The organism is Klebsiella sp. Q11 (assembly GCF_964241505.1).
Classification (GTDB): Bacteria; Pseudomonadota; Gammaproteobacteria; order Enterobacterales; family Enterobacteriaceae; genus Klebsiella; species Klebsiella michiganensis.
In genome coordinates, this window is sequence record NZ_CAXSXW010000018.1 from 1 (window position 1) to 22,413 (window position 22,413).

16 protein-coding genes and 12 pseudogenes are annotated in these 22,413 nt (G+C 57.9%); 22 read left to right on the forward strand and 6 right to left on the reverse strand.

Annotation, left to right across the window (positions count from 1 at the left end; translation table 11 throughout):
* Nucleotides 1-395: 395 nt before the first annotated feature.
* Nucleotides 396-533, forward strand: a pseudogene (locus ACESQ2_RS23880) (IS110 family transposase); the annotation flags it as partial.
* Nucleotides 534-606: 73 nt separating this feature from the next.
* Here the strand turns inward: ACESQ2_RS23880 and ACESQ2_RS23885 are convergent.
* Nucleotides 607-744: pseudogene (locus ACESQ2_RS23885) on the reverse strand (IS3 family transposase); the annotation flags it as partial.
* An 86-nt stretch (nt 745-830) separates the two neighbouring features.
* Between ACESQ2_RS23885 and ACESQ2_RS23890 the strand changes: the two are divergent.
* Nucleotides 831-917, forward strand: a pseudogene (locus ACESQ2_RS23890) (IS5/IS1182 family transposase); the annotation flags it as partial.
* 38 nt (nt 918-955) lie between these two features.
* Here the strand turns inward: ACESQ2_RS23890 and ACESQ2_RS23895 are convergent.
* Nucleotides 956-1,330 (reverse strand): annotated as a pseudogene (locus ACESQ2_RS23895) (ATP-binding protein); the annotation flags it as partial.
* Between ACESQ2_RS23895 and ACESQ2_RS23900 the strand changes: the two are divergent.
* A pseudogene (locus ACESQ2_RS23900) lies at nt 1,320-1,943 on the forward strand (IS3 family transposase); the annotation flags it as partial. The pseudogenes ACESQ2_RS23895 and ACESQ2_RS23900 overlap by 11 nt on opposite strands.
* 225 nt (nt 1,944-2,168) lie before the next feature.
* A complete protein-coding gene (locus tag ACESQ2_RS23905; protein WP_020803817.1) occupies nt 2,169-3,251 on the forward strand; it encodes an IS110 family transposase in 1,083 nt (360 codons plus the stop codon).
* A 37-nt stretch (nt 3,252-3,288) separates the two neighbouring features.
* Here the strand turns inward: ACESQ2_RS23905 and ACESQ2_RS23910 are convergent.
* From ACESQ2_RS23910 to ACESQ2_RS23920, 3 pseudogenes are all read right to left on the reverse strand, one after another.
* Nucleotides 3,289-4,017: pseudogene (locus ACESQ2_RS23910) on the reverse strand (transposase); the annotation flags it as partial.
* Between the two features lie 272 nt (nt 4,018-4,289).
* Nucleotides 4,290-5,158: pseudogene (locus ACESQ2_RS23915) on the reverse strand (IS3 family transposase); the annotation flags it as partial.
* Between the two features lie 72 nt (nt 5,159-5,230).
* Nucleotides 5,231-5,305 (reverse strand): annotated as a pseudogene (locus ACESQ2_RS23920) (transposase domain-containing protein); the annotation flags it as partial.
* Between the two features lie 234 nt (nt 5,306-5,539).
* On the opposite strand from ACESQ2_RS23920, the gene ACESQ2_RS23925 reads away from it, so the two are divergent.
* From ACESQ2_RS23925 to ACESQ2_RS24000, 16 genes and pseudogenes are all read left to right on the forward strand, one after another.
* Nucleotides 5,540-5,803, forward strand: coding sequence for a hypothetical protein (locus ACESQ2_RS23925; RefSeq protein WP_001295708.1), 264 nt, complete (start codon nt 5,540-5,542; stop codon nt 5,801-5,803).
* Between the two features lie 241 nt (nt 5,804-6,044).
* A complete protein-coding gene (locus ACESQ2_RS23930; RefSeq protein WP_013307885.1) occupies nt 6,045-6,326 on the forward strand; it encodes a helix-turn-helix domain-containing protein in 282 nt (93 codons plus the stop codon).
* Between the two features lie 34 nt (nt 6,327-6,360).
* Entirely contained in the window at nt 6,361-6,930 is a 570-nt protein-coding gene (gene hsp20 / locus ACESQ2_RS23935) for a small heat shock protein sHSP20 (protein ID WP_004118809.1), read from the forward strand.
* Nucleotides 6,931-7,035: 105 nt separating this feature from the next.
* Entirely contained in the window at nt 7,036-9,885 is a 2,850-nt protein-coding gene (clpK, locus tag ACESQ2_RS23940; RefSeq protein WP_023329025.1) for a heat shock survival AAA family ATPase ClpK, read from the forward strand.
* Nucleotides 9,886-9,889: 4 nt separating this feature from the next.
* Nucleotides 9,890-9,976: pseudogene (locus tag ACESQ2_RS23945) on the forward strand (AAA family ATPase); the annotation flags it as partial.
* Nucleotides 9,964-10,167, forward strand: a pseudogene (locus ACESQ2_RS23950) (hypothetical protein); the annotation flags it as partial. The pseudogenes ACESQ2_RS23945 and ACESQ2_RS23950, both read left to right, overlap by 13 nt.
* Nucleotides 10,168-10,254: 87 nt before the next feature.
* Nucleotides 10,255-10,713: a small heat shock protein sHSP20-GI gene (hsp20-GI, locus tag ACESQ2_RS23955; RefSeq protein WP_001275372.1), complete on the forward strand. Its 459-nt coding sequence runs from the start codon at nt 10,255-10,257 to the stop codon at nt 10,711-10,713.
* A gap of 22 nt (nt 10,714-10,735) precedes the next feature.
* Nucleotides 10,736-11,650: a heat resistance protein YfdX1 gene (gene yfdX1, locus ACESQ2_RS23960; protein WP_004118775.1), complete on the forward strand. Its 915-nt coding sequence runs from the start codon at nt 10,736-10,738 to the stop codon at nt 11,648-11,650.
* 102 nt (nt 11,651-11,752) lie between these two features.
* Complete coding sequence (gene yfdX2, locus ACESQ2_RS23965; protein ID WP_013307890.1) at nt 11,753-12,640, forward strand: heat resistance protein YfdX2; 888 nt, start codon at nt 11,753-11,755, stop codon at nt 12,638-12,640.
* 89 nt (nt 12,641-12,729) lie between these two features.
* A complete protein-coding gene (hdeD-GI, locus tag ACESQ2_RS23970) occupies nt 12,730-13,371 on the forward strand; it encodes a heat resistance membrane protein HdeD-GI (protein WP_049078385.1) in 642 nt (213 codons plus the stop codon).
* 48 nt (nt 13,372-13,419) lie between these two features.
* Nucleotides 13,420-14,565, forward strand: a complete 1,146-nt coding sequence (locus ACESQ2_RS23975; protein WP_023329027.1) for a hypothetical protein — start codon at nt 13,420-13,422, stop codon at nt 14,563-14,565.
* Complete coding sequence (gene trx-GI / locus ACESQ2_RS23980; protein WP_000786814.1) at nt 14,555-14,995, forward strand: heat resistance system thioredoxin Trx-GI; 441 nt, start codon at nt 14,555-14,557, stop codon at nt 14,993-14,995. Before ACESQ2_RS23975 ends, trx-GI begins: the two co-directional genes overlap by 11 nt.
* Before the next feature lie 3 nt (nt 14,996-14,998).
* Nucleotides 14,999-16,708, forward strand: coding sequence for a heat resistance system K+/H+ antiporter KefB-GI (gene kefB-GI, locus ACESQ2_RS23985; RefSeq protein WP_023326110.1), 1,710 nt, complete (start codon nt 14,999-15,001; stop codon nt 16,706-16,708).
* 2 nt (nt 16,709-16,710) lie between these two features.
* Complete coding sequence (gene psiE-GI / locus ACESQ2_RS23990) at nt 16,711-17,208, forward strand: heat resistance protein PsiE-GI (protein WP_040220900.1); 498 nt, start codon at nt 16,711-16,713, stop codon at nt 17,206-17,208.
* Entirely contained in the window at nt 17,186-18,151 is a 966-nt protein-coding gene (locus tag ACESQ2_RS23995) for a zinc metalloprotease HtpX (RefSeq protein WP_004118756.1), read from the forward strand. Before psiE-GI ends, ACESQ2_RS23995 begins: the two co-directional genes overlap by 23 nt.
* Nucleotides 18,152-18,175: 24 nt before the next feature.
* Nucleotides 18,176-19,327, forward strand: a complete 1,152-nt coding sequence (locus ACESQ2_RS24000) for a S1C family serine protease (protein WP_000323730.1) — start codon at nt 18,176-18,178, stop codon at nt 19,325-19,327.
* A 224-nt stretch (nt 19,328-19,551) separates the two neighbouring features.
* On the opposite strand, the pseudogene ACESQ2_RS24005 reads toward ACESQ2_RS24000, so the two are convergent.
* Nucleotides 19,552-19,947 (reverse strand): annotated as a pseudogene (locus ACESQ2_RS24005) (IS5/IS1182 family transposase); the annotation flags it as partial.
* Nucleotides 19,948-20,171: 224 nt separating this feature from the next.
* Here ACESQ2_RS24005 and ACESQ2_RS24010 point away from each other — a divergent pair.
* Both ACESQ2_RS24010 and lacI read left to right on the forward strand, forming a co-directional pair.
* Nucleotides 20,172-21,032 (forward strand): annotated as a pseudogene (locus ACESQ2_RS24010) (IS110 family transposase); the annotation flags it as partial.
* A gap of 236 nt (nt 21,033-21,268) precedes the next feature.
* Nucleotides 21,269-22,351 carry a DNA-binding transcriptional repressor LacI gene (gene lacI / locus ACESQ2_RS24015; protein ID WP_004152286.1) on the forward strand — a complete coding sequence of 361 codons (1,083 nt, stop codon included), beginning with the start codon at nt 21,269-21,271 and terminating at the stop codon, nt 22,349-22,351.
* The last annotated feature ends 62 nt before the right edge of the window (nt 22,352-22,413 follow it).

Here is a 22,413-nt window from a genome sequence, read left to right on the forward strand (position 1 = left end):
TTGTCAGAGTGAATTAAGTATCAATGAGCAAACAGTTAATACGCACAAAAGTCAGAAGCGATTTGCGATGCTCACTTGTGCAACTGTTAATAGAAACTTCGACTGACCGGAGGCCGCAATATTTAAGGCGTCAGGAACGAATTCAATGAAATAATTCGTAGAGGCTGTCGGCGTCAAAGAATGCTATTTCGAAATTAAACATACATTCTTTTACAACTTGATTGAGACTGTTTTATGGATTAGAGCCTATTAATAAACAAAAAACAATCAGCAATTCCAATCAAAGACATGTTGACTTTTGTCAAACATAACATAAAGCAAAGTAACACATTGATTTTTAGAGGTTATAATTACAATGCGCCAATGGCTATAATTTTAATGATGTTTAAAATCACAATGGCATGGGTAAGTCAGTTTATTCAAAGCGTACTGGTCGAAAAGAATTACTCCAGGCGGTGGCGAAGATTCCGGTCTGCCTGATTAGTGTCGAAGCGAGCACTGGGGCATTTTACTGGCAGCATGAGTCTGAAAAATAGGGACATAAAGTAAAAGTTATCAATCCTCAGTATGTAAAACACGTTACCCGCCCTGAAATCCGGGCGCGCTGTAGGTGATATCAGTCACCCAGACCTGATTGGGCTTTACCACGGTAAATTCACGCTGCACACGATTAGGGGCAACGACCGAAGGTCTGCCAGCCATCCGGCATGAAGCTTTATAGCCACGCACCGCTTTGATCCGGTTCAACAACGGTAGCGGCATAGAAAGCCACAGGAAGTAGCTGAGGACTCGCTGAAGAAGGTAATAGCAGCTTTCCCTCGCGCCATTGCTGGCGCGATTTGCCTGAGCGATATGGCCCAAGGAAGACCTTTTATAACCGTTTTAACCGATGTGTCAACGCCAAGATTACTGACCGTTTTTCGCCATTTTCATTGCCCGCACTCCCTGTTGGTCATTAACGTTGTCCGCTTTCCACCATTTCATCATCACTGATTGGCGTTGCGCTTTTTGCCAGCACTCCGGCTTTGCGTTTCTCTTTCAACCGATAGCTTTCTCCTTTTATGTTCAGCGTCGTTGAGTGATGCAGAAGACGATCCAGGATCGCCGTCGCCAGCACGTTATCACCGAACATTTCACCCCAGTCGGCGAACCCTTTGTTTGACGTCAGGATGATGCTCGCTTTTTCATACCGGCGGTTCAGCAGCCGGAAGAACAGACTCGCCTCCTCACGGTTCATTGGCAGATAACCTATTTCATCCAGGATAAGCACCCGCGCATAACTCAGTTGCTGCAGCTGACGTTCAAGACGATTTTCCTGCTTCGCCTTTATCCGTGACAACGCCCGTTGCTGGCCTGTTCGCCTGCTCTGTCGGGTGCTGGATGTTCATCCCAGTGGCTTTTACGCCTGGCTTCAGCAGCCGCATTCACAACGCCATCAGGCAGACCTGAGACTGACAGGACAGATTAAACAGTTCTGGCTGGAATCGGGATGCGTCTATGGTTATCGCAAGATCCATCTGGATCTGCGGGACAGCGGGCAACAGTGCGGAGTGAACAGAGTCTGGCGACTGATGAAACGTGTCGGGATAAAGGCTCAGGTCGGATACCGGAGCCCGCGGGCACGTAAAGGCGAGGCCAGTATCGTGTCGCCCAACAGGCTCCAGCGACAGTTCAATCCGGATGCTCCGGATGAGCGTTGGGTAACCGACATAACCTATATCAGGACCCACGAAGGCTGGCTGTATCTTGCCGTGGTTGTTGATCTGTTCTCACGCAAAATTATCGGCTGGTCCATGCAATCCCGGATGACAAAGGACATTGTCCTGAACGCACTGCTGATGGCTGTATGGCGGCGTAATCCCCAAAAACAGGTGCTGGTTCATTCGGATAGTAAGAATGTCTGTGTCAGTTCTCATCATCATGCTTGCTGTTTTGTTCGCGCGGTGAGATCACTGATGCAGTGAAGACTTTCCGGCTACCTGACTCACACTCTGATCGACCAGAAATGTGTCTTTCCCTGGACCCGTCGGTTGACGGAAAGTACTTCATGCGAGGCTTCTCCTCACCGATGCGCGTGACTCAAGAAGGGCCTGACGTCTTGTCTCCTTACTGTCCTGTCCGGGTTATCGTCAGGAGAAATGACGATAAGTTCCAGAAAGGATTAGGCTATGGCGAAGACTAAATCAGTTCGCCCACCGTTTGTCGTGGGCGGCGTTGATACGCATAAGGACCTGCACGTTGCTGCAGTAGTTGATGAAAACAACCGCGTTTTAGGCAGTGATTTTTTCGCGACAACCCGGCAGGGATATCGGCAGATGCTGACATGGATGGCATCTTTTGGAACGGTTGCCCGCATCGGAGTTGAATGTACCGGTTCTTACGGCGCTGGCTTGCTACGCCACCTGCAAAATGCCGGCATCACCGTGCTGGAAGTGACTGCTCCGGATAAAATGGAACGCCGCAGGCGTGGAAAAAGTGACACAATTGATGCTGAAAGTGCCGCCCACGCAGCTTTCTCATTGATACGCACTGTCACACCTAAAACACGAAGCGGGATGATTGAAGCACTCCGCGTTCTGAAAGTCTGCCGAAAAACAGCCGTTGCAGCACGTCGTATTGCGCTGCAAATGATCCAGATGAATATCGTTTCATCTCCGGATGAACTACGTGATCAATTACGTAATCTGACCCGGATGCAGCTGATTCGAACCCTGGCCGCATGGCGGCCGGATGTGACGGCGTATCGTAATGTTCAGGATGCTTATCGTATTGCCCTGAAATCGCTGGCTCGACGATATCTTGAACTTCACGATGAAATAGCAGACCTGGATATCATGATCGCGTCAATCGTTGATGAGCTGGCACCTGAGCTGATCAAGCGTAACGCTATCGGCTATGAATCCGCTTCTCAGCTGCTCATCACTGCGGGTGATAACCCTCAACGGCTGCAGTCTGAGCCTGGCTTCGCGGCCTTATGCGGAGTCAGTCCCGTTCCCGTCTCATCAGGAAAAACAAATCGCCACAGACTGAACCGTGGTGGAGATCGCGCAGCAAATAGCGCCCTGCATATCATCGCTATAGGCCGGTTACGTACAGATACGAAAACGCAGGAGTATGTCGCGAAAAGAGTCGCGGAAGGGCACTCAAAAATGGAAGCGCTGCGCTGCCTGAAACGTTATATCGCACGCGAGGTCTTCACACTGCTTCGCAATCAAAATCGGCAGATTAACAGCACTCAAATAACGACTTGACACTTAGAAGGGCGTCAGTAAGTTGGCAGCATCACCCGCTTTCGTATCCGATAGCATTACGTTTAATCAGCTCAGGTGCCAACTCGTCGACAATTGCCGCAATCATGACATCCAGATCAGCGATTTCGTCATGTAACTCGAGATAGCGTCGGGCAAGGGACTTTAATGAAATGCGATAAACGTTGGTTACATTGCGGTATTCACTGGCATCAGGTCTCCAGGAACCCAGGGTCCTGATGAGCTGCATGCGCGTCATATTTCTGAGCTGTTCACGTAATTCATCCGGGGCAGAGATAATATTTGAATGGATAATCTGGAGAGCGACTCTGCGGGCTGATATTGCTGTTTTTCGGCAAGTTTTTAATACCCGCAGGGACTCAATCATGCCATCACGCGTTTTGGGAGTAACTGTCCTGATGCCTGAGAATGCTGCATGAGCGGCACATTCAGCATCAATTGTGTCACTTTTACCCCGTTTGCGTCGCTCCATCCGGTCTGGAGCAGTCACCTCAAGAACTTCTAACCCGGCGTTCTGAAAATAACGAAGCAAACCGGAACCATAGGTACCTGTGCACTCAACACCAATTCGCTTTAATGTCCCAAACGAGGTCATCCATGCCAGTATCTGCCGGTAACCTTGTCGTGTTGTGGAGAAATACTGAGTCCCAAGGACTTTATTGTTCTGATCTACGACAGCGGCAACGTGCAAATCTTTATGTGTATCCACGCCACCCACAACGGCAGCTTCGGTAACTTTATCAACCATGACAGAGCTCCTGTGAGGAAACAGAGTTGAATCTCCAGACAGATAACCCGGACAGGACAGTAACGAGACAAGCCGTCAGGCCCTTCTTGAGTCACGCGCATCGGTGAGGAGATGCCTCGCATGAAGGCGCTTCCGGCAACCGACGGGTCCAGGGCAGGACACAAAAGGTCGATCGCTGTGTGAGTCAGGATGCGGGAAGGTCTTCACTGCATCAGTAATCACACCAATCTGGTTAAACGGCAAACTAAGTGGTGGTAAAGACTGACATCGGCATTATTACTATCGCTGTGGAACATCACCCCGACTGGCTTACCACGGGTTTCCCATGCCATTTCCAGTGCTTTCATGGTGAGCCTGCTGTCCGGCGAGAACGACATGGCCCAGCCCACTGGTTTTCTTGCGAACAGGTCGAGAACAACGGCGAGGTACGCCCAGCGCTTACCCGTCCAGATATAGGTCACATCACCGCACCACACCTGATTTGGTTCCGTTACGGCGAACTGTCGCTCAAGATGATTCGGGATAGCAACGTGCTCATGACCGCCACGCTTATACCGGTGAGTCGGCTGCTGGCAACTGACCAGCCCCAGCTCTTTCATGAGTCTGCCAGCAAGCCAGCGCCCCATCTGGTAGCCTCTCTGGGTTGCCATTGTGGCGATGCTTCTTGCTCCGGCAGAGCCGTGGCTGATGCCATGCAGTTCAAGTACCTGACTGCGTAATACAGCCCGTCTGCCGTCTGGCTTTTCAGGACGGTTTTTCCAGTATTTGTAGCTGCTGCGATGAACCCCGAACACATGGCAGAGAGTGGCCACAGGATAACGCGCCCTGAGTTTCCCGATTATCGAGAACTGTTCAGGGAGTCTGACATCAAGAGCGCGGTAGCCTTTTTTAATATTTCATTTTCCATTTCAATACGTTGTAGCTTTTTCCTGAGCTCACGGATTTCAATTTGTTCCGGGGTAATGGGGGAGGCTTTTGGTGTTTTGCCCTGCCGTTCATCACGTAATTGTTTCACCCATCGCGTCATTGTGGAAAGGCCGACATCCATAGCGCTGGCTGCATCTGCCACGGTGTAGTTCTGGTCAACGACCAGTTGAGCGGATTCGCGTTTAAACTCTGCGCTGAAATTTCTTTTTTTCATTATGACACCTGTGTTGTTCTGAGGTGAGCATATCACCTCTGTTCAGGTGGCCAAATTCAGTAAACCACTTCACTTGAGATAGGCATACGGATCGTGCCCATTATTACGGGCCGACTGGATCAAACTCATGATCGCAGCAGCGCGCTTGAGTATGCGAACCCACGCCGAGCATTTGAGAAGGCAACGGGATGAACGCTGGCTGGATAGCCGTGGTTTTCTGGGTAGGCAGCCGAATCCATTTGTGGTCGAGGTTGGCATTGAGGCTGTAGCCCAAGGCGATGTTTGCGATGGAGGCACCGGGTTCAGAACACTCCTGAATGACCTGAGCCTTGAAAGATTTGCTGTAGGTACGGCGCTGAGGGCGCATGGAAAATCCGCTTGATGGGCCATGGCCTTCGGCGGCGGTGTCGGGAAGGTGTGCTGGCCGGACGGATACTGTTGAACTACGTTGTCTGGGGCAACGGAAGTGTTTCGGCCCGACTCTGGAACGCGATCCGCAGCGACGACTGGGCAATTCCGCACGTTGGCCTGAGCAGCCTCGGGGAAATCGTCGTCTGGGCGCGCCCAGACGAGTTTCCGCCAAGGAACATGCAGACGAGCAAGGGGCTGCGGGCACTCGGCTACAACGTGAGGATCGGTGTTTGATCGAGGCGCCTGTGGCACACGCAGGCTGAGGAGCCAGGCGCTGTCCATTGCCTGATCAGGCCGCCCCCCTGTGCCTTGCCTGAGCAGTTGACCTGCATCAATGGGGCGGGAGAACGCTGCACATTGACTCTTGAAGTTATTCATAGTAGGTCTAATATTACAAAGTATTGCAAGGATTTCCTTGGCCGGAACCGCAAAGCGACGCGATTGGAGAGGGTGAGATGAAAGCGCACCTACAGGGATGAAAGCGCACCTACAGGTGATTTTCACGCTCGATGAATTGGCTGCGTACTTGAAAGTCGGCAAGCGGACGCTTTATCGGCTCGCCGCGCACGGGGAAATTCCGGCTTTCAAGGTGGGCGGGACGTGGCGGTTTCCTCAAAGTGAAATCGATCAGTGGATCAATGATCAGACCCGAGCCGGAGCAAAGAAGGAGGTGATGCGCAAGCGTGAACAGCAGAAGTCATCCGAGCAGCCCGTGTCGCCTGGGCGCACTGCCCGTCACAGCAGGCAAAGGGCTTGAGTAACTCGTTTTCCAATTTTTCTGGAGGTATGACATGGACATCGATTTCAAGAAGTTGGCTCCCTGGAACTGGTTCAAGAACGAGCAGCAAGAGCAGCAGACCGTCTCTTCCCTGCCGGTGCAGCGCAATGACCTGCCAGCGGCGAGCGGGCCAGTCAGCCCGATCCTGCAACTGCATCGGGAAATCGACCGGCTGTTCGATGACGCATTCCGGGGCTTCGGTTTTCCGGCGTTGAACATGCCGCAGTGGCCATCCGATTGGTCGGGCATGCTGAAGCCGGCCCTGGACATCCAGGAAACCGACAAGCAGTACAAGATTACCCTGGAAGTGCCCGGTGTCGAGGAGAAGGACATCCAGATAACTCTCGACAACGACGTGCTGATGGTGCGTGGCGAGAAGCGCCAGGAACAGGAGAAGAAGGAAGGTGGCTTCCACCGTGTGGAGCGCTCCTACGGCAGCTTTCAGCGTGCCTTGAACCTGCCTGACGACGCCAACCAGGATTCGATCAAGGCATCGTTCAAGAACGGGGTGCTCACGGTCACGATCGACAAGCGCGAGGTCAGCGCGCCGAAGCAGGGACGCTCGATCCCGATCAACGGCTGACGTCGCCGGCTCGTTCGTCACAAGAAAAACCCGGCACGAGACGAGGAGTCGCGGCTCGCGATGCCTCGTCGCCTCAACCTTGTCAACCTTCTCAGGAGCATCAGCATGGCCAGAAAACAATGCCAGGTCTGCGGCCAACCCGCCACCGTGCGGGTGGAAGCCAATCTCAACGGTCGTAACAGCACCATGCTGTTGTGCGACGACCATTACCGGCAATTAGTGCGCCAGCAAAAGCGCACCGTTTCGCCGCTGGAAGCCTTGTTCGGCTCGCGCAGCGGCCTGTTCGAGGACTTCCTCGGCAGTGACTTCTTCCGCATCGGCGAAGACGCGACGCCAGTTGCCGCCGATACCGATGACGTGGTCGATGCCTCGTTTGGCGAGCCCGCCACCGCAGGTTCGGGTGCGCCGCGCCGTCGCGGCAGTGGGTTGGCCAGCCGCATCAGCGAACAGTCGGAAGCCTTGCTGCAGGAGGCCGCCAAACACGCTGCCGAATTTGGCCGCTCCGAGGTGGATACCGAACATCTGCTGCTGGCGCTGGCCGACAGCGACGTGGTCAAGACCATCCTGGGTCAGTTCAAGATCAAGGTCGATGACCTCAAGCGGCAGATCGAGTCTGAGGCCAAGCGCGGGGACAAGCCCTTCGAGGGCGAGATCGGCGTGTCGCCGCGCGTGAAGGATGCGCTCAGCCGCGCCTTCGTGGCCTCCAATGAACTCGGCCATTCTTATGTCGGTCCAGAGCATTTCCTGATCGGTCTGGCTGAGGAAGGCGAAGGGCTGGCCGCCAACCTGCTGCGCCGCTACGGCCTGACGCCGCAGGCGCTGCGCCAACAGGTCAGCAAGGTGGTCGGCAAGGGCGCCGAGGATGGCCGCGCTGAGACGCCGACCAACACGCCAGAACTCGACAAGTACTCGCGCGACCTGACCAAGATGGCGCGCGACGGCAAGCTCGACCCGGTGATCGGCCGCGCGCAGGAGATCGAAACCACCATCGAGGTGCTGGCCCGGCGCAAGAAGAACAACCCGGTGCTGATCGGCGAGCCGGGTGTGGGCAAGACCGCCATCGTCGAAGGGCTGGCGCAGCGCATGGTGGCGGGTGAAGTGCCCGAGACCTTGCGCGACAAGCGCCTGGTGGAACTCAACATCAACGCCATGGTGGCCGGCGCCAAATATCGCGGCGAGTTCGAGGAGCGCGTGCAGAAGGTGCTGAAGGAGGTGACCGAGCACCAGGGCGAGCTGATTTTGTTCATCGACGAGGTGCACACCATCGTCGGTGCCGGCCAGGGCGGTGGCGAAGGCGGGCTGGACGTGGCCAACGTGTTCAAACCGATGATGGCGCGCGGTGAACTCAACCTGATCGGCGCCACGACGCTGAACGAGTACCAGAAATACATCGAGAAGGATGCCGCACTGGAGCGGCGCTTCCAGCCGGTGACGGTGCCCGAGCCGACGGTGGCCCAGGCCATCATGATTCTGCGCGGCCTGCGCGACACCTTCGAGGCGCACCACAAGGTCAGCATCTCCGAGGACGCGATCATCGCGGCGGCCGAGTTGTCCGACCGCTACATCACGGCGCGCTTCCTGCCGGACAAGGCGATCGACCTGCTCGACCAGGCGGCCGCGCGCGTGAAGCTGTCGGCCACGGCCCGGCCGGTGGCCGTGCAGGAGCTGGAGTCCGAACTGCACCAGCTACGGCGTGAACAGGATTACGTGGCCGCGCGCAAGCAGTACGACCAGGCCGCCGAGCTCGGCAAGCGCATCGAAGCCAAGGAGGCCGAGCTCAAGAAGCTCGTCGAGGACTGGGAGCGGGAGCGGGCCTCCGGCAGTGCCGAGGTCAAGGCGGAACACGTGGCGCAGATCGTCTCGCGCCTGACCGGCATCCCGGTCAACGAGTTGACGGTGGAAGAGCGCGAAAAGCTGCTGCACTTGGAACAACGGCTGCACGAGCGCCTGGTGGGACAAGACGAGGCGGTCCGTGCCGTGGCCGATGCCGTGCGGCTATCCCGCGCCGGCCTGCGCGAAGGCGGTAAACCGGTGGCTACCTTCCTGTTTCTGGGCCCGACCGGGGTGGGCAAGACCGAGCTCGCCAAGGCATTGGCCGAATCGATCTACGGCGATGAGCACGCCCTGTTGCGCATCGACATGTCGGAATATGGCGAACGCCATACCGTGGCGCGGCTGGTGGGCGCGCCTCCGGGCTATGTCGGTTACGACGAAGGCGGTCAGCTCACCGAGAAGGTGCGGCGCAAGCCCTACAGCGTGCTGCTGCTCGACGAGATCGAGAAGGCACACCCTGACGTCTACAACATCCTGCTGCAAGTGTTCGACGACGGTCGCCTCACCGACGGCAAGGGCCGGGTGGTGGATTTCACCAACACCATCATCATCGCCACGTCCAACCTGGGTTCGGACATCATCCAGCGACGGCTGAAGGCGCGTGAGGCGGCCGGCGAGGAGTACGAAAAGACCAAGGCCGAGGTCATGGACGTGCTGCGCGGCCACTTCCGGCCCGAGTTCCTCAACCGCATCGACGAGATCATCGTCTTCCATGCGCTGGGCAAGGAGGAGATCCGCCACATCGTCGGCCTGCAGCTCGATCGCGTGGCGCGCAGCGCCGCCAGCCAGGGCGTGACGCTCACTTTCGATCAGACGCTGATCGACCATTTCGCGGAAGAAGGCTACAAGCCCGAGTTCGGTGCGCGTGAACTCAAGCGCCTGATCCGCAGCGAGCTGGAAACTGCGCTGGCGCGCGAGATGCTCGGTGGCGGCATCGGCAAGGGCGATCACGCCAGCGCACGCTGGGACGACAAGGCCGAACGCGTGGTGTTCGAACGCAAAGAGCCACCGCAGACCCCGGCCGAGCCGGAGCAGCCGGATGTCGCGAAGGCGACCGAGACGCCGCACGGCGACGCTGGCAAAGACTCGAGCAAGAAGAAGTCGGCGAGCGACGCATCTTGATGGCCGTCTCGGGGCGCGCATTCCCAAGGGCGTGTTGCTGGTCGGCCCACCGGGCACCGGCAAGACATTGCTGGCCAAGGCTGTTGCCGGGTGGCCGAATCGACCCAGGCGCGCATCGATCAGGCTATCCGCGACATCGTGATGGGCGTGTTCGAGCGCGCCTACCGGATTCTCGACATCAACCGCGCGGTGCTGGAGCGCTGTGCGCGCGAGCTGCTGGCGCGGGAAACGCTCGACGAAAGCGATATCCGTCAATTGACTCAAGGACTTGTTCGGAACTGAAAACAGTAGTAGGTGCCATTCAGAGTAAACCGACGGCTCTGTTCAGTGCGTCATCCAATTCGTCGGCATTGTTCAAGGAGAACCGATATGTCTGCATTGACTCCGTGGGACCCCTTCCGGGAACTGGATGAATTGCAAAACCGCCTGGCGACGATGTTCGGACGAATACCCCAGCGACAGGGCGCCCGTACCGGCAACGAAGCCATGACCACGGCGGACTGGGCTCCAATGGCGGACATCAGCGAGGATGAGAACGCATTCCTCCTCAAGCTGGATCTGCCGGAGGTCCCCAAGGATGCCGTGCGCGTCAGCGCGGAAAACGGTGTGCTCACCATCAGCGGCGAGCGCAAACTGGAAAAAGAGGAGCAGGGCAAGAAGTTCCACCGCATCGAACGTGCCTATGGCCGCTTTGTGCGCAGCTTTGTCTTGCCTGACAACGTTGATCCGACCAAGGTGACGGCTTCCATGAAAGACGGCGTGCTGGAAGTGCGGCTTGTCAAGGCCGAGCAAGCCAAACCGAAACAGATTGAAATCTCAGTCAACTAACTTCAATCAAGAGCCCAAGATCATGAATATCAAACAGCCACAATACACCTTCTCCGCACTTGCCCTGGCGGTCGTCGTCGGACTGAGCGGACCGGCTCTGGCCCAATCGGCGGCAGGTTCTAGCCCAGGTGCTGCAGCACCCTCTGCCGCATCCAAGGCGGCACAGCCACAGGTAGATGACAAGGCCGCCCAGGAAGCCGATAAAAAGCGTGCCGAGCTCACTCAAGACGCCATCACGGCGCTCACCAAGACCCAGGAGGCTTTGACCCTCCTTGATGCAAACAAGACCAAGGAGGCGCTTGCTGCGCTGGAACTGGCCAGCGGAAAGCTGGAACTGGTATTGGCACGCGACGCCAAACTTGCTTTGGCGCCGGTCGATGTACGCGTCATCACCCACGATATCCACGCCAACGTGGAATCGGTAAAGAAAGCGGTCAAGTTGTCTCGGGAGTTGTTGGGTGATGGCGAGGTGCAAAAGGCCCGGCCCATCGTTGCCAATCTGGCCAGCGAAATCGTAATCCAAACCGACAACCTTCCGATGGCAACGTACCCGGCAGCGATCAAGTCGGCCGCACGGCTCATCGACAGCGGCAAGATCGACAACGCCAAAGCGGAACTCGCCCGAGCACTGAACACGCTGGTGGTGACCTCGGTCGCCTTTCCTCTGCCCGTGCTACGGGCCGAAGCCGCGATGGCAAAAGCTGAAAAGCTGGCCGAGACCGACAGGCGCGATGCCAAGCAGAACGAGGAGCTCAGCACCTTGCTGTCGTCCGTGCGCACGGAGATCGAGATGGCGCAGATCCTGGGTTATGGCAAGAAGGCGGACTTCAAACCCATCTTCGATCAGGTGAAGTCCATTGAGCAAAAGTCGGCTGGTGGCAAAAGCGGCAAGGGATGGTTCGACGAGTTGAAGACGCGCATCCAAAAGCTGTTTTGAGGTGATGAAGGGGCTGACTGCTCTGTCGGTCAGTCTCGCGATGTTCGCATTCAGCCCCAATAGATTCGCCTATTTTCACTATCTCATACGAGGCATATCACCATGAATGAGCAAACACCGAATCCCAATGCGACGAACGAAGGAAAAAACGAACAGGCCGCGGTAAGCAGCCTTCCTGTCAGTCCAGAGTCCAAGCCTGAAGTCGTCACGGAGGTACAGCCTGAGGTTCAGAAAGAAACGGACTCGCAGGCGGCAGACAAACGTAAACAAGTCCTCGATGAGGCAGTCTCGGCCTTGTCGCTGACCAAATCAGCGCTGGCCGCACTTGACGGCAAGGACACTGCACGCGCATTGGCAACGCTGGCCGAAGTGACGGGAAAGCTGGAGCTGATCGTCGCGCGCGAACCCACGCTCGCCCTGGCCGGCGTTGATGTGCGCACCATCGTGCACGACTTGTTCGCCAACACGGAAACCATTGAGGCGATGACCGACGAGGCGCTGGATGCCCTCAAACATGGCGAGGTGCAACAGGCTCGCCACGTGCTGGCTTTGCTGGCCAGTGAAATCGTGATCACGGTCACCAGCATCCCTTTGGCGTCCTATCCCGCAGCCGTGAAGGCAGTCGTGCCGCTGATCGATCAGGGCAAGATCGAAGAAGCCAAAGCCGCGCTGCAGTCAGCGCTCAGCACGCTGGTCGAGGAGCGCAGCGTGCTTCCGCTGCCCGTCCTGCGTGCGAAGCTGCTCCTGAAGCGCGCCGAGCCCCTGGTAGAAGATGGTCAGCGCAGCGAAGCATCCAATGAGCGCCTGGAGACATTGTTGAACGAAGCCCGGCAGCAGTTGGAAATGGCAGAACTGCTGGGCTATGGAAAAAGGAAGGACTTTGAGCCCCTGTACGCTGAACTCAAGAAAATCAAGGAAAAGACGGGAGGGGGAGGCTGCGGAAAAGGCTGGCTCGATGAAGTCAAGGCAAAACTGTCCAGGTTGTTCTGAAACCGCTGGAGAGGGGGCGCATAGCGCCCCCTCTCTTGTCCCATGAGTGTTTGATTTTTTATTTTGTATAGATCTTTAGGAGATATTGCATGAAAACAGACACCATCGCCAATTCCAATGCGGATGACCCCACCAAAGCACTGTGTTCGCTGAGCCAAAATTGGTGGCTTTTTGTGCTGCGCGGTGTCTTGGCATTGATTTTTGCAGCCCTCGCGTTCTGGATGCCACAATCGGCTCTGTTGGCCATGACCATCATGTTCGGCGCATTTTCCTTGGTCAATGGCGCGTTCAACTTGTTTGCAGCGGTGCGCCATATCCAGAAAAAAGAGCGCTGGGGCTGGCTGCTGTTCAGCGGCATTGTCAGCATACTTACGGGCGTCGTCGTCCTGGTTGCTCCTTGGGTCGCCACGATAGTCTTGGCTTCTTTTTTATGGGCTAGCGTGGGCTTCTGGGCGATTTTCACCGGTGTGCTGGAGATATCCGCCGCCGTTCGGCTGCGTCGGGAAATCAAGGGTGAAATCTGGCTTGCCCTCAGTGGACTGCTCTCGATTATCCTTGGTGCTATCGTCTTGTGGATATTTTTTACCCGTCCGGTCGAGTCATTCGTGGCCGCAGGCTGGCTGTTGGGTTTCCATGCGGCAGTCTATGGCGTCACGCTTTTGTTCTTGAGTTGGAGTCTTCGCAAACGCGCCTGGGGTAAGAGCGTGCCAAACCAAAATCTATGGATATGAGCATCCTCGATTCATGCCTCCATAGAAATGACATCGAAGGAGTCATACATGCAGATACAATATAGCTATCGAGCTATCGACAAAGAGTTTCATGAACCTTGGCAGAGAGCTTTGGGAAATGTGATCGAGCACGCCCTCAAGCCATTGCTCGACAAACACACTAAAGATTCAGCGCGACTTCAAATCGTCCTTGATCGCGACAAGATCAAGCGGCAATTTCTGGCCAGTGGCTATATGCACCTGCCCGGCAAAAAGATTGTCAGCGTTACTGCATCACATGACGAGCTGACGCCCCTCGCGCAGATGCTCGCACAGTCGTTGTTCCGTCAGGCCAAGAAGCATTTTGACCGACTGCATGCTCAGGATCAAATCAAGCGCAAAGCACGACGCGAGCGCTTGCGCGAGCTCAAGGTGCGGATTGCCGCAAAACCCGCATCAGCCGCCCATGAGGCCGAGGTGACCCGAATGCCTCTACTGTCGAAACTTGAGGCTGTCGCAAGGCGTGAGCTGGCTTATCTGCGGGCCGTCGGCGATTTACCGCGCGATTATCCGACGCTGCGCGACGTGGTGGATGAAGCGATTGTCCGAGCTAAGGTGGAATGGCAATCCGTGCCGGGGGAAAAAGAGGCTTACACCGGTCTTTTGAAGCATCTGTTCGCCGTCCTGGATAACGAAGTGGCAAGCAGCCGGCAATTTGGCGAATTCGTTTCTCTGGACGCGCCGGTCGAACCGGATGCCCAAGACGTGGCCGAGGCCATGGTGGAAGAGGAAATCTTCGAATTTTATCAGCACGATGACACACTCAAGCTGGCCGATATTTTCGCTGGCAGTCAGCATCCCGATGTCGCAACGATCGCGGAACAGGAGGAGCTGATTGATCGGTCGAGCGAGTTCGCTTTTGCATTTGACCTGCTGAAGGACATGCCGCGTTTGTGGCGGCGCATTTTTCTGCTTATCCGTGTGGACGGGCTGAATGCCAGCAGCGTCTCTGAAATCCTGCTGATTCCTAGTAAGGAAGATGCTGTCCGAAGGTGGCTCATGCAGGCCGAAGCATTCATCGCTGCTCATCTGGAAGAGGCCGGAGTAAGCAAAAACGGGAACGATTGGATCCAAGGCGTTGATTGGTCGGCATTGTCTGTGACCCGAAGCGAGGCAGCCTCACTGTGGTCCAAGGAGGCGAACCATGAAGAATGATCTTCACCTCGTCTGCCCGCATTGCCAGTCCATCAACCGCGTACCGACTGCGAAGCTATCGGAACATCCCAACTGTGGCCGCTGCCAGCAGCCCTTGTTCACGGGCGAGCCCATCGAGTTGACTACGGCGACGTTCTCGCGCCACGTGGAGCGCAGCGATCTGCCGCTGCTGGTCGATTTCTGGGCGCCATGGTGCGGGCCGTGCAAGATGATGGCGCCACAGTTCCAGCAAGCGGCGCACCAGCTCGAACCGAGGATCCGGCTGGCGAAGGTGAATACCGAGGCTGAGCCCCACCTGGCCGCGCAGTTCGGTATCCGCAGCATCCCGACGCTCGCCCTGTTCCAGGGTGGGCGGGAGATCGCCCGTCAGGCCGGCGCGATGGGCGCGCAGGACATCGTGCGCTGGACGTCGACGCAAGTGGGGCGCTGACCGATGCAGGGCTTGCTCGGCACTACGCTAATCCTGCTGGCGGCTTGCAGCCTGGCGGCGATGGCCACGGCGGCGTTCAGAGTGCCCGCCTTGCTGGGGTATCTCTCTGTCGGCGTTGTACTGGGCCCCTCAGTCATCGGCGTGATCGCGCCGGGGGAGACGCTGAGCTTTCTGTCCGAGCTGGGCGTGGCGCTGCTGTTGTTCATGGTCGGACTGGAATTCTCCCTCGGAGACTTCTGGCTCGCCCGCAGGACGGTGCTGATGGCGGGCGCTCTGCAGATGATCGCCGTGGCCCCGCCGCTGATCCTGCTATTGATGTGGCTGGGGCAGCCCGGCCAGAGCGCCGCGCTGCTCGGCACTGCGGCGGCCATGTCGTCCACGGCGCTGGTCAGCCGACAACTGGCCGACCAAGGCGAGCTCACCACCCGCCACGGACGCAGTGCCATCGCCGTGCTGGTCTTTCAGGACCTGGCCAGCGTGCCCCTGCTGGCCTTGCTGGCGATCTGGGCGCGCGGCGAGTCGCCGAAGATCGAGCATGTGCTGCTTGAAGTATTCGGTGTGCTGCTGCTGTTCGCGGCAGCGGCCCTCGTCTCGCGCCGTCTGTTGCATGGCCTGCTGGGCTGGGTGGCGCGGCGGGGCCACGAGGAATCGTTCGTGCTCGTCTCCTTGTGCGTGGTGGTGGCTGCCGCCGCTGCTGCGCACGCGGTCGGCGTATCCGCCGCCCTGGGGGCCTTCCTCGCCGGGATGGTGCTGGGCGAGAGCGACTTCCGGCACCACATGGAAAGCCACCTCAGGCCGTTTCGCGATGTGTTGTCGGGCGTGTTCTTCGTGACCATCGGCCTGCAACTGGACGCAGCACAGATTCTTTCGGCACCGCTGGCGGTGCTGGCGTGGCTGGTGGTGCTGGTACCGGTCAAGATCCTGCTCAATACGCTGGCCTTGCGGGCGACGCGCCTGTCCGCCCTCGATGCCTGGCGCACGGGCATAGCGTTGGGGCACGGCGGCGAGTTCGCCCTGCTGTTGTTGGGCACGGTCTTGCAGCAGCATCTGATCCCCGCGACCGTCGTCCAACCCATGCTGGTCGCGCTGGTGCTCAGCATGGCCCTGGCACCGCTACTGATCCGCCATCACGATGTACTTGCCCGGTTCTTGAGCCGCACCGGCGGCGTCATTCAGCCACCCCAGGCTGAAGAAGTCGAGATCGCCGCGCAGACGACGCGATATCGAGACCATGTCATCGTTTGCGGCGCGGGCGAGCTTGGCCTGACAGTCAGCGAGATTCTTCGCCACGCCGGCGTGGCGCATCTGCTGCTGGAGGCGGACGCGCAGAAGGTAGAGGCCGCGCGTGCCGCCGGCGCGCCGGTGTTCCATGGCGATGCCAGTCGGCCCGATACCTTGCTGGCTGCCGGCTTGACGCATGCGCACTTGGTGGTGCTAACGTTCGCCCATGCCCAGCAAGCGTTGCGCATCGCCCAGGCGATTGCCGAGCGCCGTCCGGCGCTAACCTTGTGGGTGTCATGCAGAAGTACAACCGCGGCCGATGCATTTCGCGCCATGCCTAACGTGCGCGTGTATCAGCAATCCTTTGCCGCAGCTATTGGGCTGGCGGAACAGGTGATGTCGACGCTTGGCATGTCGACCGAGTTGATTGAAGGACACATCAGCGCAATGCGCCGCCGTCTCGACAGCAGCCGTTTTCCAGGGAGTTCATAGTCATGAAATCAAAACGCCTTAACCCATTTCAGGTCTTGCGTGACCAATTGGCCATCATGAGTTTTTACGAGCGCTTCGAGCAGGTCGTCGCGCTCGTGCTGTCGGCGGTGATCGCCGTCATCATCATGGTGTCGCTGTTCCAGCTCATCTCCATCGTCTTCACGCTGCTGGTTCTCGATGCCTTCAATCCCCTGGACCACAAGGTATTCCAGAGCGTGTTCGGCATGATCATGACGCTCTTGATCGCGATGGAGTTCAAGCATTCCATCGTGCGCGTGGCGCTGCGTCGGGACAGCATCATCCAGGTTAAGACGGTGGTCCTGATCGCGGTGATCGCACTCTCCCGCAAGTTCGTGATCCTCGACTCCGACGCGAGCCCCGCAAAGATATCCGCGCTGGCAGGCGCCACGCTGGCTCTGGGTGCGACCTACTGGCTGCTGCGCAAGCGCGGCGACCGCGCCGCCGAGACCTCTGAGCATGACCCGTCATCATCCGAGTGATCCGCGCACTGTGCTCTTGCAACACCGCTGGCTCAACCGCCTGCAGACCGGGCTGTTGGTCCTGACCCTGGTCGGGATCGCAGCCGCAGCAGGGAGACTGCCATTTGGGGAAGGCTGCCTGTGGCTCGCGCTGTTTGCCGTTGCAGGTGCGTTGCTGCTGGACCCGGTAGCCGCGTCGGCGCTGAGCTTGCGCCTGTACCGCGTACGGACCTTGCACCCGCAACAAGCCCACGAGATGTGGGCCCTGTTGCGCGAGCTGCCCGCCCGTGCCGGTTTGCCCGCCACGCCGGTGCCGCACTATGTGCCCAGTGCCGTCGTCAACGCCTTCGCCACCGGATCGAAGCAGGAGGCATCGATCGCCCTCACCGATGGCCTGCTGCGCAGCCTGAGCCCACGCGAGCTGGCGGGTGTGTTCGCGCACGAGGTCGCGCACATCGCTAATGAGGATCTGCGTGTCATGGGGCTGGCGGATTCCGTCAGTCGCCTCACGTGCCTACTGGCCCTTATGGGACAGATCGCGATCCTGCTCAGCCTGCCCGCGCTGCTGGTTGGCGCGGCGGAGGTCTATTGGCCTGGTCTATTGTTATTGGCCGCATCGCCCCAACTGGCCCTGCTCGCACAGCTCGGCTTGTCTCGCGTGCGTGAGTTCGACGCTGACCGCCTTGCGGCGGAACTGACTGGCGACCCGCAGGGGCTGGCGTCCGCGCTGGCGAAAATCGAGCGGGTCAGCCGCTCCTGGCGTGCCTGGCTATGGCCGGGATGGGGCAATCCCGAGCCCTCCTGCTTGCGCACGCGTCCGGCAACGCAAGAGCGCATCGCACGCCTGCTGACGTTGGCGCCTGGGCCAGCATCAGCGTTGCCACTCCGCGCGCCCCATTTTTTGCCGGAATCCGCTTTGGCGACGCGCCCACCGCGCTGGCGCCCGAGCGGGCTGTGGCGCTGATTGCCCATCAACAGGAGACGTCTCATGGCCTATCTCGACCCCTACCAACGCCCCGCGCCGGACCGCTTCGTCCGGCGCTGGCTCTTCATCACCGCCTGTATTGCCGCGCTCATGCTGCTGTGGCAGTTTCTGCCCGCCATCGAGGCCTGGTTCAGTCCGCGCGAGGCAGCAGAACGCACCGTGATGGCGCGTGGCGATCTGGCGGCGGACGAGAAAACCACCATCGAACTGTTCGAAAAATCACGCGCCTCGGTGGTCTACATCACCACCGCGCAATTAGTACGCGATGTCTGGACGCGCAACGTGTTCTCCGTGCCGCGCGGCACTGGCTCGGGCTTCATCTGGGACGACGCCGGCCACGTCGTCACCAACTTCCACGTCATCCAGGGCGCGTCCGAAGCCACCGTCAAACTGGCCGACGGCCGCGACTACCAGGCCGCGCTGGTGGGGACGAGCCCCGCGCACGACATCGCCGTGCTCAAGATCGGCGTCGGTTTCAAGCGCCCGCCGGCCGTGCCGGTCGGCACCAGTGCCGACCTCAAGGTGGGTCAGAAGGTGTTTGCTATCGGCAACCCCTTCGGCCTGGACTGGACGCTCACCACTGGTATCGTCTCCGCGCTCGACCGCTCGTTGCCGGGAGAAGCGGGCGGCCCGGCCATCGATCACCTGATCCAGACCGACGCCGCCATCAACCCCGGCAATTCCGGTGGCCCGCTGCTCGATTCGGCTGGGCGGCTGATCGGCATCAATACCGCCATCTACAGTCCGTCTGGCGCCTCGGCCGGCATAGGCTTTGCGGTGCCGGTCGATACCGTCATGCGCGTGGTGCCGCAACTCATAAAGACCGGCAAGTACATCCGTCCGGCGCTGGGCATCGAGGTGGATGAGCAGCTCAACACGCGTCTGCAGGCGCTGACCGGCAGTAAGGGCGTATTCGTATTGCGCGTGACGCCGGGCTCGGCGGCGCACAGGGCCGGGCTCGTCGGCGTCGAGGTCACCGCAGGCGGCATCGTGCCCGGCGATCGCGTTATCAGCATCGACGGTATCGCCGTTGACGACGTCACCACATTACAGGCCCGGCTAGACGACAAGAACGTTGGAGATGTTGTGGTCTTGTTAGTGGAGCGGGCCGGCAAGACTCGCGAGATGCTTGTGGAACTACAACCGGGAGTTTGATGGAAAGTGGGTCATGGATCTGCACAGCGAAGCAGCCAAGCGACTTCAGCCTTGCGCCGAACTACGAGCCCTAGCTAGGGATGGTCTGAAGTAGCCCTGTATTTCCGGCTGGCTTCAGCCACTGCTGATTTTGAAAGCGGTGAACTGATCAAAAACGATCGGATCACTCGCTCATTTCGGTGCTTTCAGCCGTCGCGAGCACCTTGCGACGGCCATTTTCCGCATTACAGGCGCACCTCTCCTGCGCTTGCCAGCAAATGTCGGCGGGCCATCCATAGGTTCGACAGGGCAAACAGCGTCACCAGTTGTGCAGTGTTCTTCACCAGCCCTCGGAAACGTACCTTGGTGTAGCCGAACTGCCGCTTGATCACGCGAAACGGGGGCTCTACCTTCGCTCGCACTTGCGCCTTGGCCTTCTCGATCTTGCGCTTGGCTTTGTACAGGGCGCTGCGTTTATCGAGCATCTTGTAGGTGCTGCGGCGTGCTGCGACCTGCCAGATCACTTCTCGGTCGGCATGCTCGGAGCGCTTTTCGACGCCTGTGTAGCCGTCATCGGCGCAGACGACGTTCTCGTCGCCGTGCAGCAGTTTGTCGACCTGGGTGACATCCGCCACGGTGGCTTGTATCTAACAGTTTGTGGTAATTAGCTACCACCACTGAAGCAGAGTGAGCCGCCCCCTTCCCTTAAGGTCAGAAAAGTCGGCACCGCTGAACCTTGATTTGCAGCACATGGCCCTCCGCTTCACCTTTCACGCCAGCACATCAGGTTGAACGGTTATCGGGAGCTCGACTCCGTATGTACAAGGCGAACAGGCGTGACGGTTTATGTGAGAGGAGTTTGACCATGTTTCCAGTCGGCATTGACGTAAGTAAAAACACCCTGGATCTTTGCATGCTTTATGACGGTATCAAAGGACGCATAAAAACCCGTAACATCCAGAATAACAGACATTCAGTTGAAAATATTCTTCGCTGGCTCAGGCTTCAACATTGCAGTCCGGAAGATGTTCATGTGGTAATGGAAGCTACCGGTGTTTATCACGAACGGCTGGCCACTGAATTACATGATGCCGGTTTCCGGGTTTCTCTGGCCAACCCTCACCGTAGTCGGGAGTTTGCGCGTGGCATGGGAATCATGACAAAAACGGATAAGGTGGATGCGTATATGCTGGCCTGTTACGCATTCCTTAAGAAGCCACACCGCTGGGAGCCGCCGGCACCCGAAATCAGATATCTCGGTGCACTCCTGCGACGGCGGGATGTTCTGCTGGGTGATGCCCTGCGTGAGGAGAACAGGCTGGAAAAATACCTGTCGACAGACACACCTGCAGATATTATCAGTTCCTGCAGGCGTATGGCGCAGCTTCTGCGCGAGGAGGTAAGTAATATCGAGCGGCAGATAAAAGCACATATCAAAGCCAGCCCTGCACTGAGGCGTGATTATACACTGCTGACCTCAATTAAATCGGTTGGTCCCCAGCTGGGGATGCATATGCTGGTCGTGCTTCGCAGCCATAACTTTGTATCGGCTGAGCAGGCTGCCGCCTTTCTGGGCGTGGTGCCGATCGAGAAACGCTCAGGCACATCGGTCCGGCGCCGGCCGCGGATGTCGAAAATCGGCCCCCCTCAGTTGAGAGCGAAGCTTTACATGTCCGCCCTGTGCGGAAAAATCTACAATAAGCGAATGCGTAATATTTACGATGAGGGTAATGCTGTCAACCTGTTGATGACTATTTTAATCTGTAGTCATTCAATCCTTGTAACATCAGGATGATCCTGGTGTCAGTGAAAATACGAAATCAACACGTTGGTATCATTACCCACCTGTGAACTGACGTCGGCATTTTGAATCTCACTTCGGCGTGCCCCCTCCGAATGGCGCAAAACATTTCGTGGTATGGCATGATAGCACCCGAAGAGAGTCAATTCAGGGTGGTAAATGTGAAACCAGTAACGCTATACGATGTCGCAGAGTATGCCGGTGTCTCTTATCAGACCGTTTCCCGCGTGGTGAACCAGGCCAGCCACGTCTCTGCGAAAACGCGGGAAAAGGTGGAAGCGGCGATGGCGCAGCTGAACTACATTCCCAACCGCGTGGCACAACAACTGGCGGGCAAACAGTCGTTGCTGATTGGCGTTGCTACCTCCAGTCTGGCCCTGCACGCGCCGTCGCAAATTGTCGCGGCGATTAAATCTCGCGCCGATCAACTGGGTGCCAGCGTGGTGGTGTCGATGGTAGAACGAAGCAGCGTCGAAGCCTGTAAAGCGGCGGTACATAACCTTCTCGCGCAACGCGTCAGTGGTCTGATCATTAACTATCCGCTGGATGACGAGGATGCCATTGCTGTGGAAGCTGCCTGCGCTAATGTTCCGGCCCTATTTCTTGATGTCTCTGACCAGACTCCCATCAACAGTATTATTTTTTCCCATGAAGACGGTACGCGACTGGGCGTGGAGCATCTGATCGCATTGGGTCACCAGCAAATCGCGTTGTTAGCCGGTCCATTAAGTTCTGTCTCGGCGCGTCTGCGTCTGGCGGACTGGCATAAATATCTCACACGCAATCAAATTCATCCGATAGCGGAACGGGAAGGCGACTGGAGTGCCATGTCCGGTTTTCAACAAACTATGCAAATGCTGAATGAGGGCATCGTTCCCACTGCGATGCTGGTTGCCAACGATCAGATGGCGCTGGGCGCAATGCGCGCTATTACCGAGTCCGGGCTGCGCGTTGGTGCGGATATCTCGGTAGTGGGATACGACGATACCGAAGACAGCTCGTGTTATATCCCGCCGTTAACCACCATCAAACAGGATTTTCGCCTGCTGGGGAAAACTAGCGTGGACCGCTTGCTGAAACTCTCTCAGGGCCAGGCGGTGAAGAGCAATCAGCTGTTGCCCGTCTCACTGGTGAAAAGAAAAACCACCCTACCGCCCAATACGCAAACCACCTCTCCCCGCACGTTGGCAGATTCCTTAATGCAGCTGGCACGACAAGTTTCCCGACTTGAAAGCGGGCAGTGAGCGCAACGCAATTAATGTGAGTCAGCTCACTCATTAGGCACCCCAGGCTTTACACTCTATGT

Coding starts and splice junctions, on each gene's coding strand:
- ACESQ2_RS23905 (WP_020803817.1), top strand. CDS start 2,169: ATGGCGAAGACTAAATCAGTTCGCCCACCGTTTGTCGTGGGCGGCGTT.
- ACESQ2_RS23925 (WP_001295708.1), top strand. CDS start 5,540: ATGGGCCATGGCCTTCGGCGGCGGTGTCGGGAAGGTGTGCTGGCCGGA.
- ACESQ2_RS23930 (WP_013307885.1), top strand. CDS start 6,045: ATGAAAGCGCACCTACAGGTGATTTTCACGCTCGATGAATTGGCTGCG.
- hsp20 (WP_004118809.1), top strand. CDS start 6,361: ATGGACATCGATTTCAAGAAGTTGGCTCCCTGGAACTGGTTCAAGAAC.
- clpK (WP_023329025.1), top strand. CDS start 7,036: ATGGCCAGAAAACAATGCCAGGTCTGCGGCCAACCCGCCACCGTGCGG.
- hsp20-GI (WP_001275372.1), top strand. CDS start 10,255: ATGTCTGCATTGACTCCGTGGGACCCCTTCCGGGAACTGGATGAATTG.
- yfdX1 (WP_004118775.1), top strand. CDS start 10,736: ATGAATATCAAACAGCCACAATACACCTTCTCCGCACTTGCCCTGGCG.
- yfdX2 (WP_013307890.1), top strand. CDS start 11,753: ATGAATGAGCAAACACCGAATCCCAATGCGACGAACGAAGGAAAAAAC.
- hdeD-GI (WP_049078385.1), top strand. CDS start 12,730: ATGAAAACAGACACCATCGCCAATTCCAATGCGGATGACCCCACCAAA.
- ACESQ2_RS23975 (WP_023329027.1), top strand. CDS start 13,420: ATGCAGATACAATATAGCTATCGAGCTATCGACAAAGAGTTTCATGAA.
- trx-GI (WP_000786814.1), top strand. CDS start 14,555: ATGAAGAATGATCTTCACCTCGTCTGCCCGCATTGCCAGTCCATCAAC.
- kefB-GI (WP_023326110.1), top strand. CDS start 14,999: ATGCAGGGCTTGCTCGGCACTACGCTAATCCTGCTGGCGGCTTGCAGC.
- psiE-GI (WP_040220900.1), top strand. CDS start 16,711: ATGAAATCAAAACGCCTTAACCCATTTCAGGTCTTGCGTGACCAATTG.
- ACESQ2_RS23995 (WP_004118756.1), top strand. CDS start 17,186: ATGACCCGTCATCATCCGAGTGATCCGCGCACTGTGCTCTTGCAACAC.
- ACESQ2_RS24000 (WP_000323730.1), top strand. CDS start 18,176: ATGGCCTATCTCGACCCCTACCAACGCCCCGCGCCGGACCGCTTCGTC.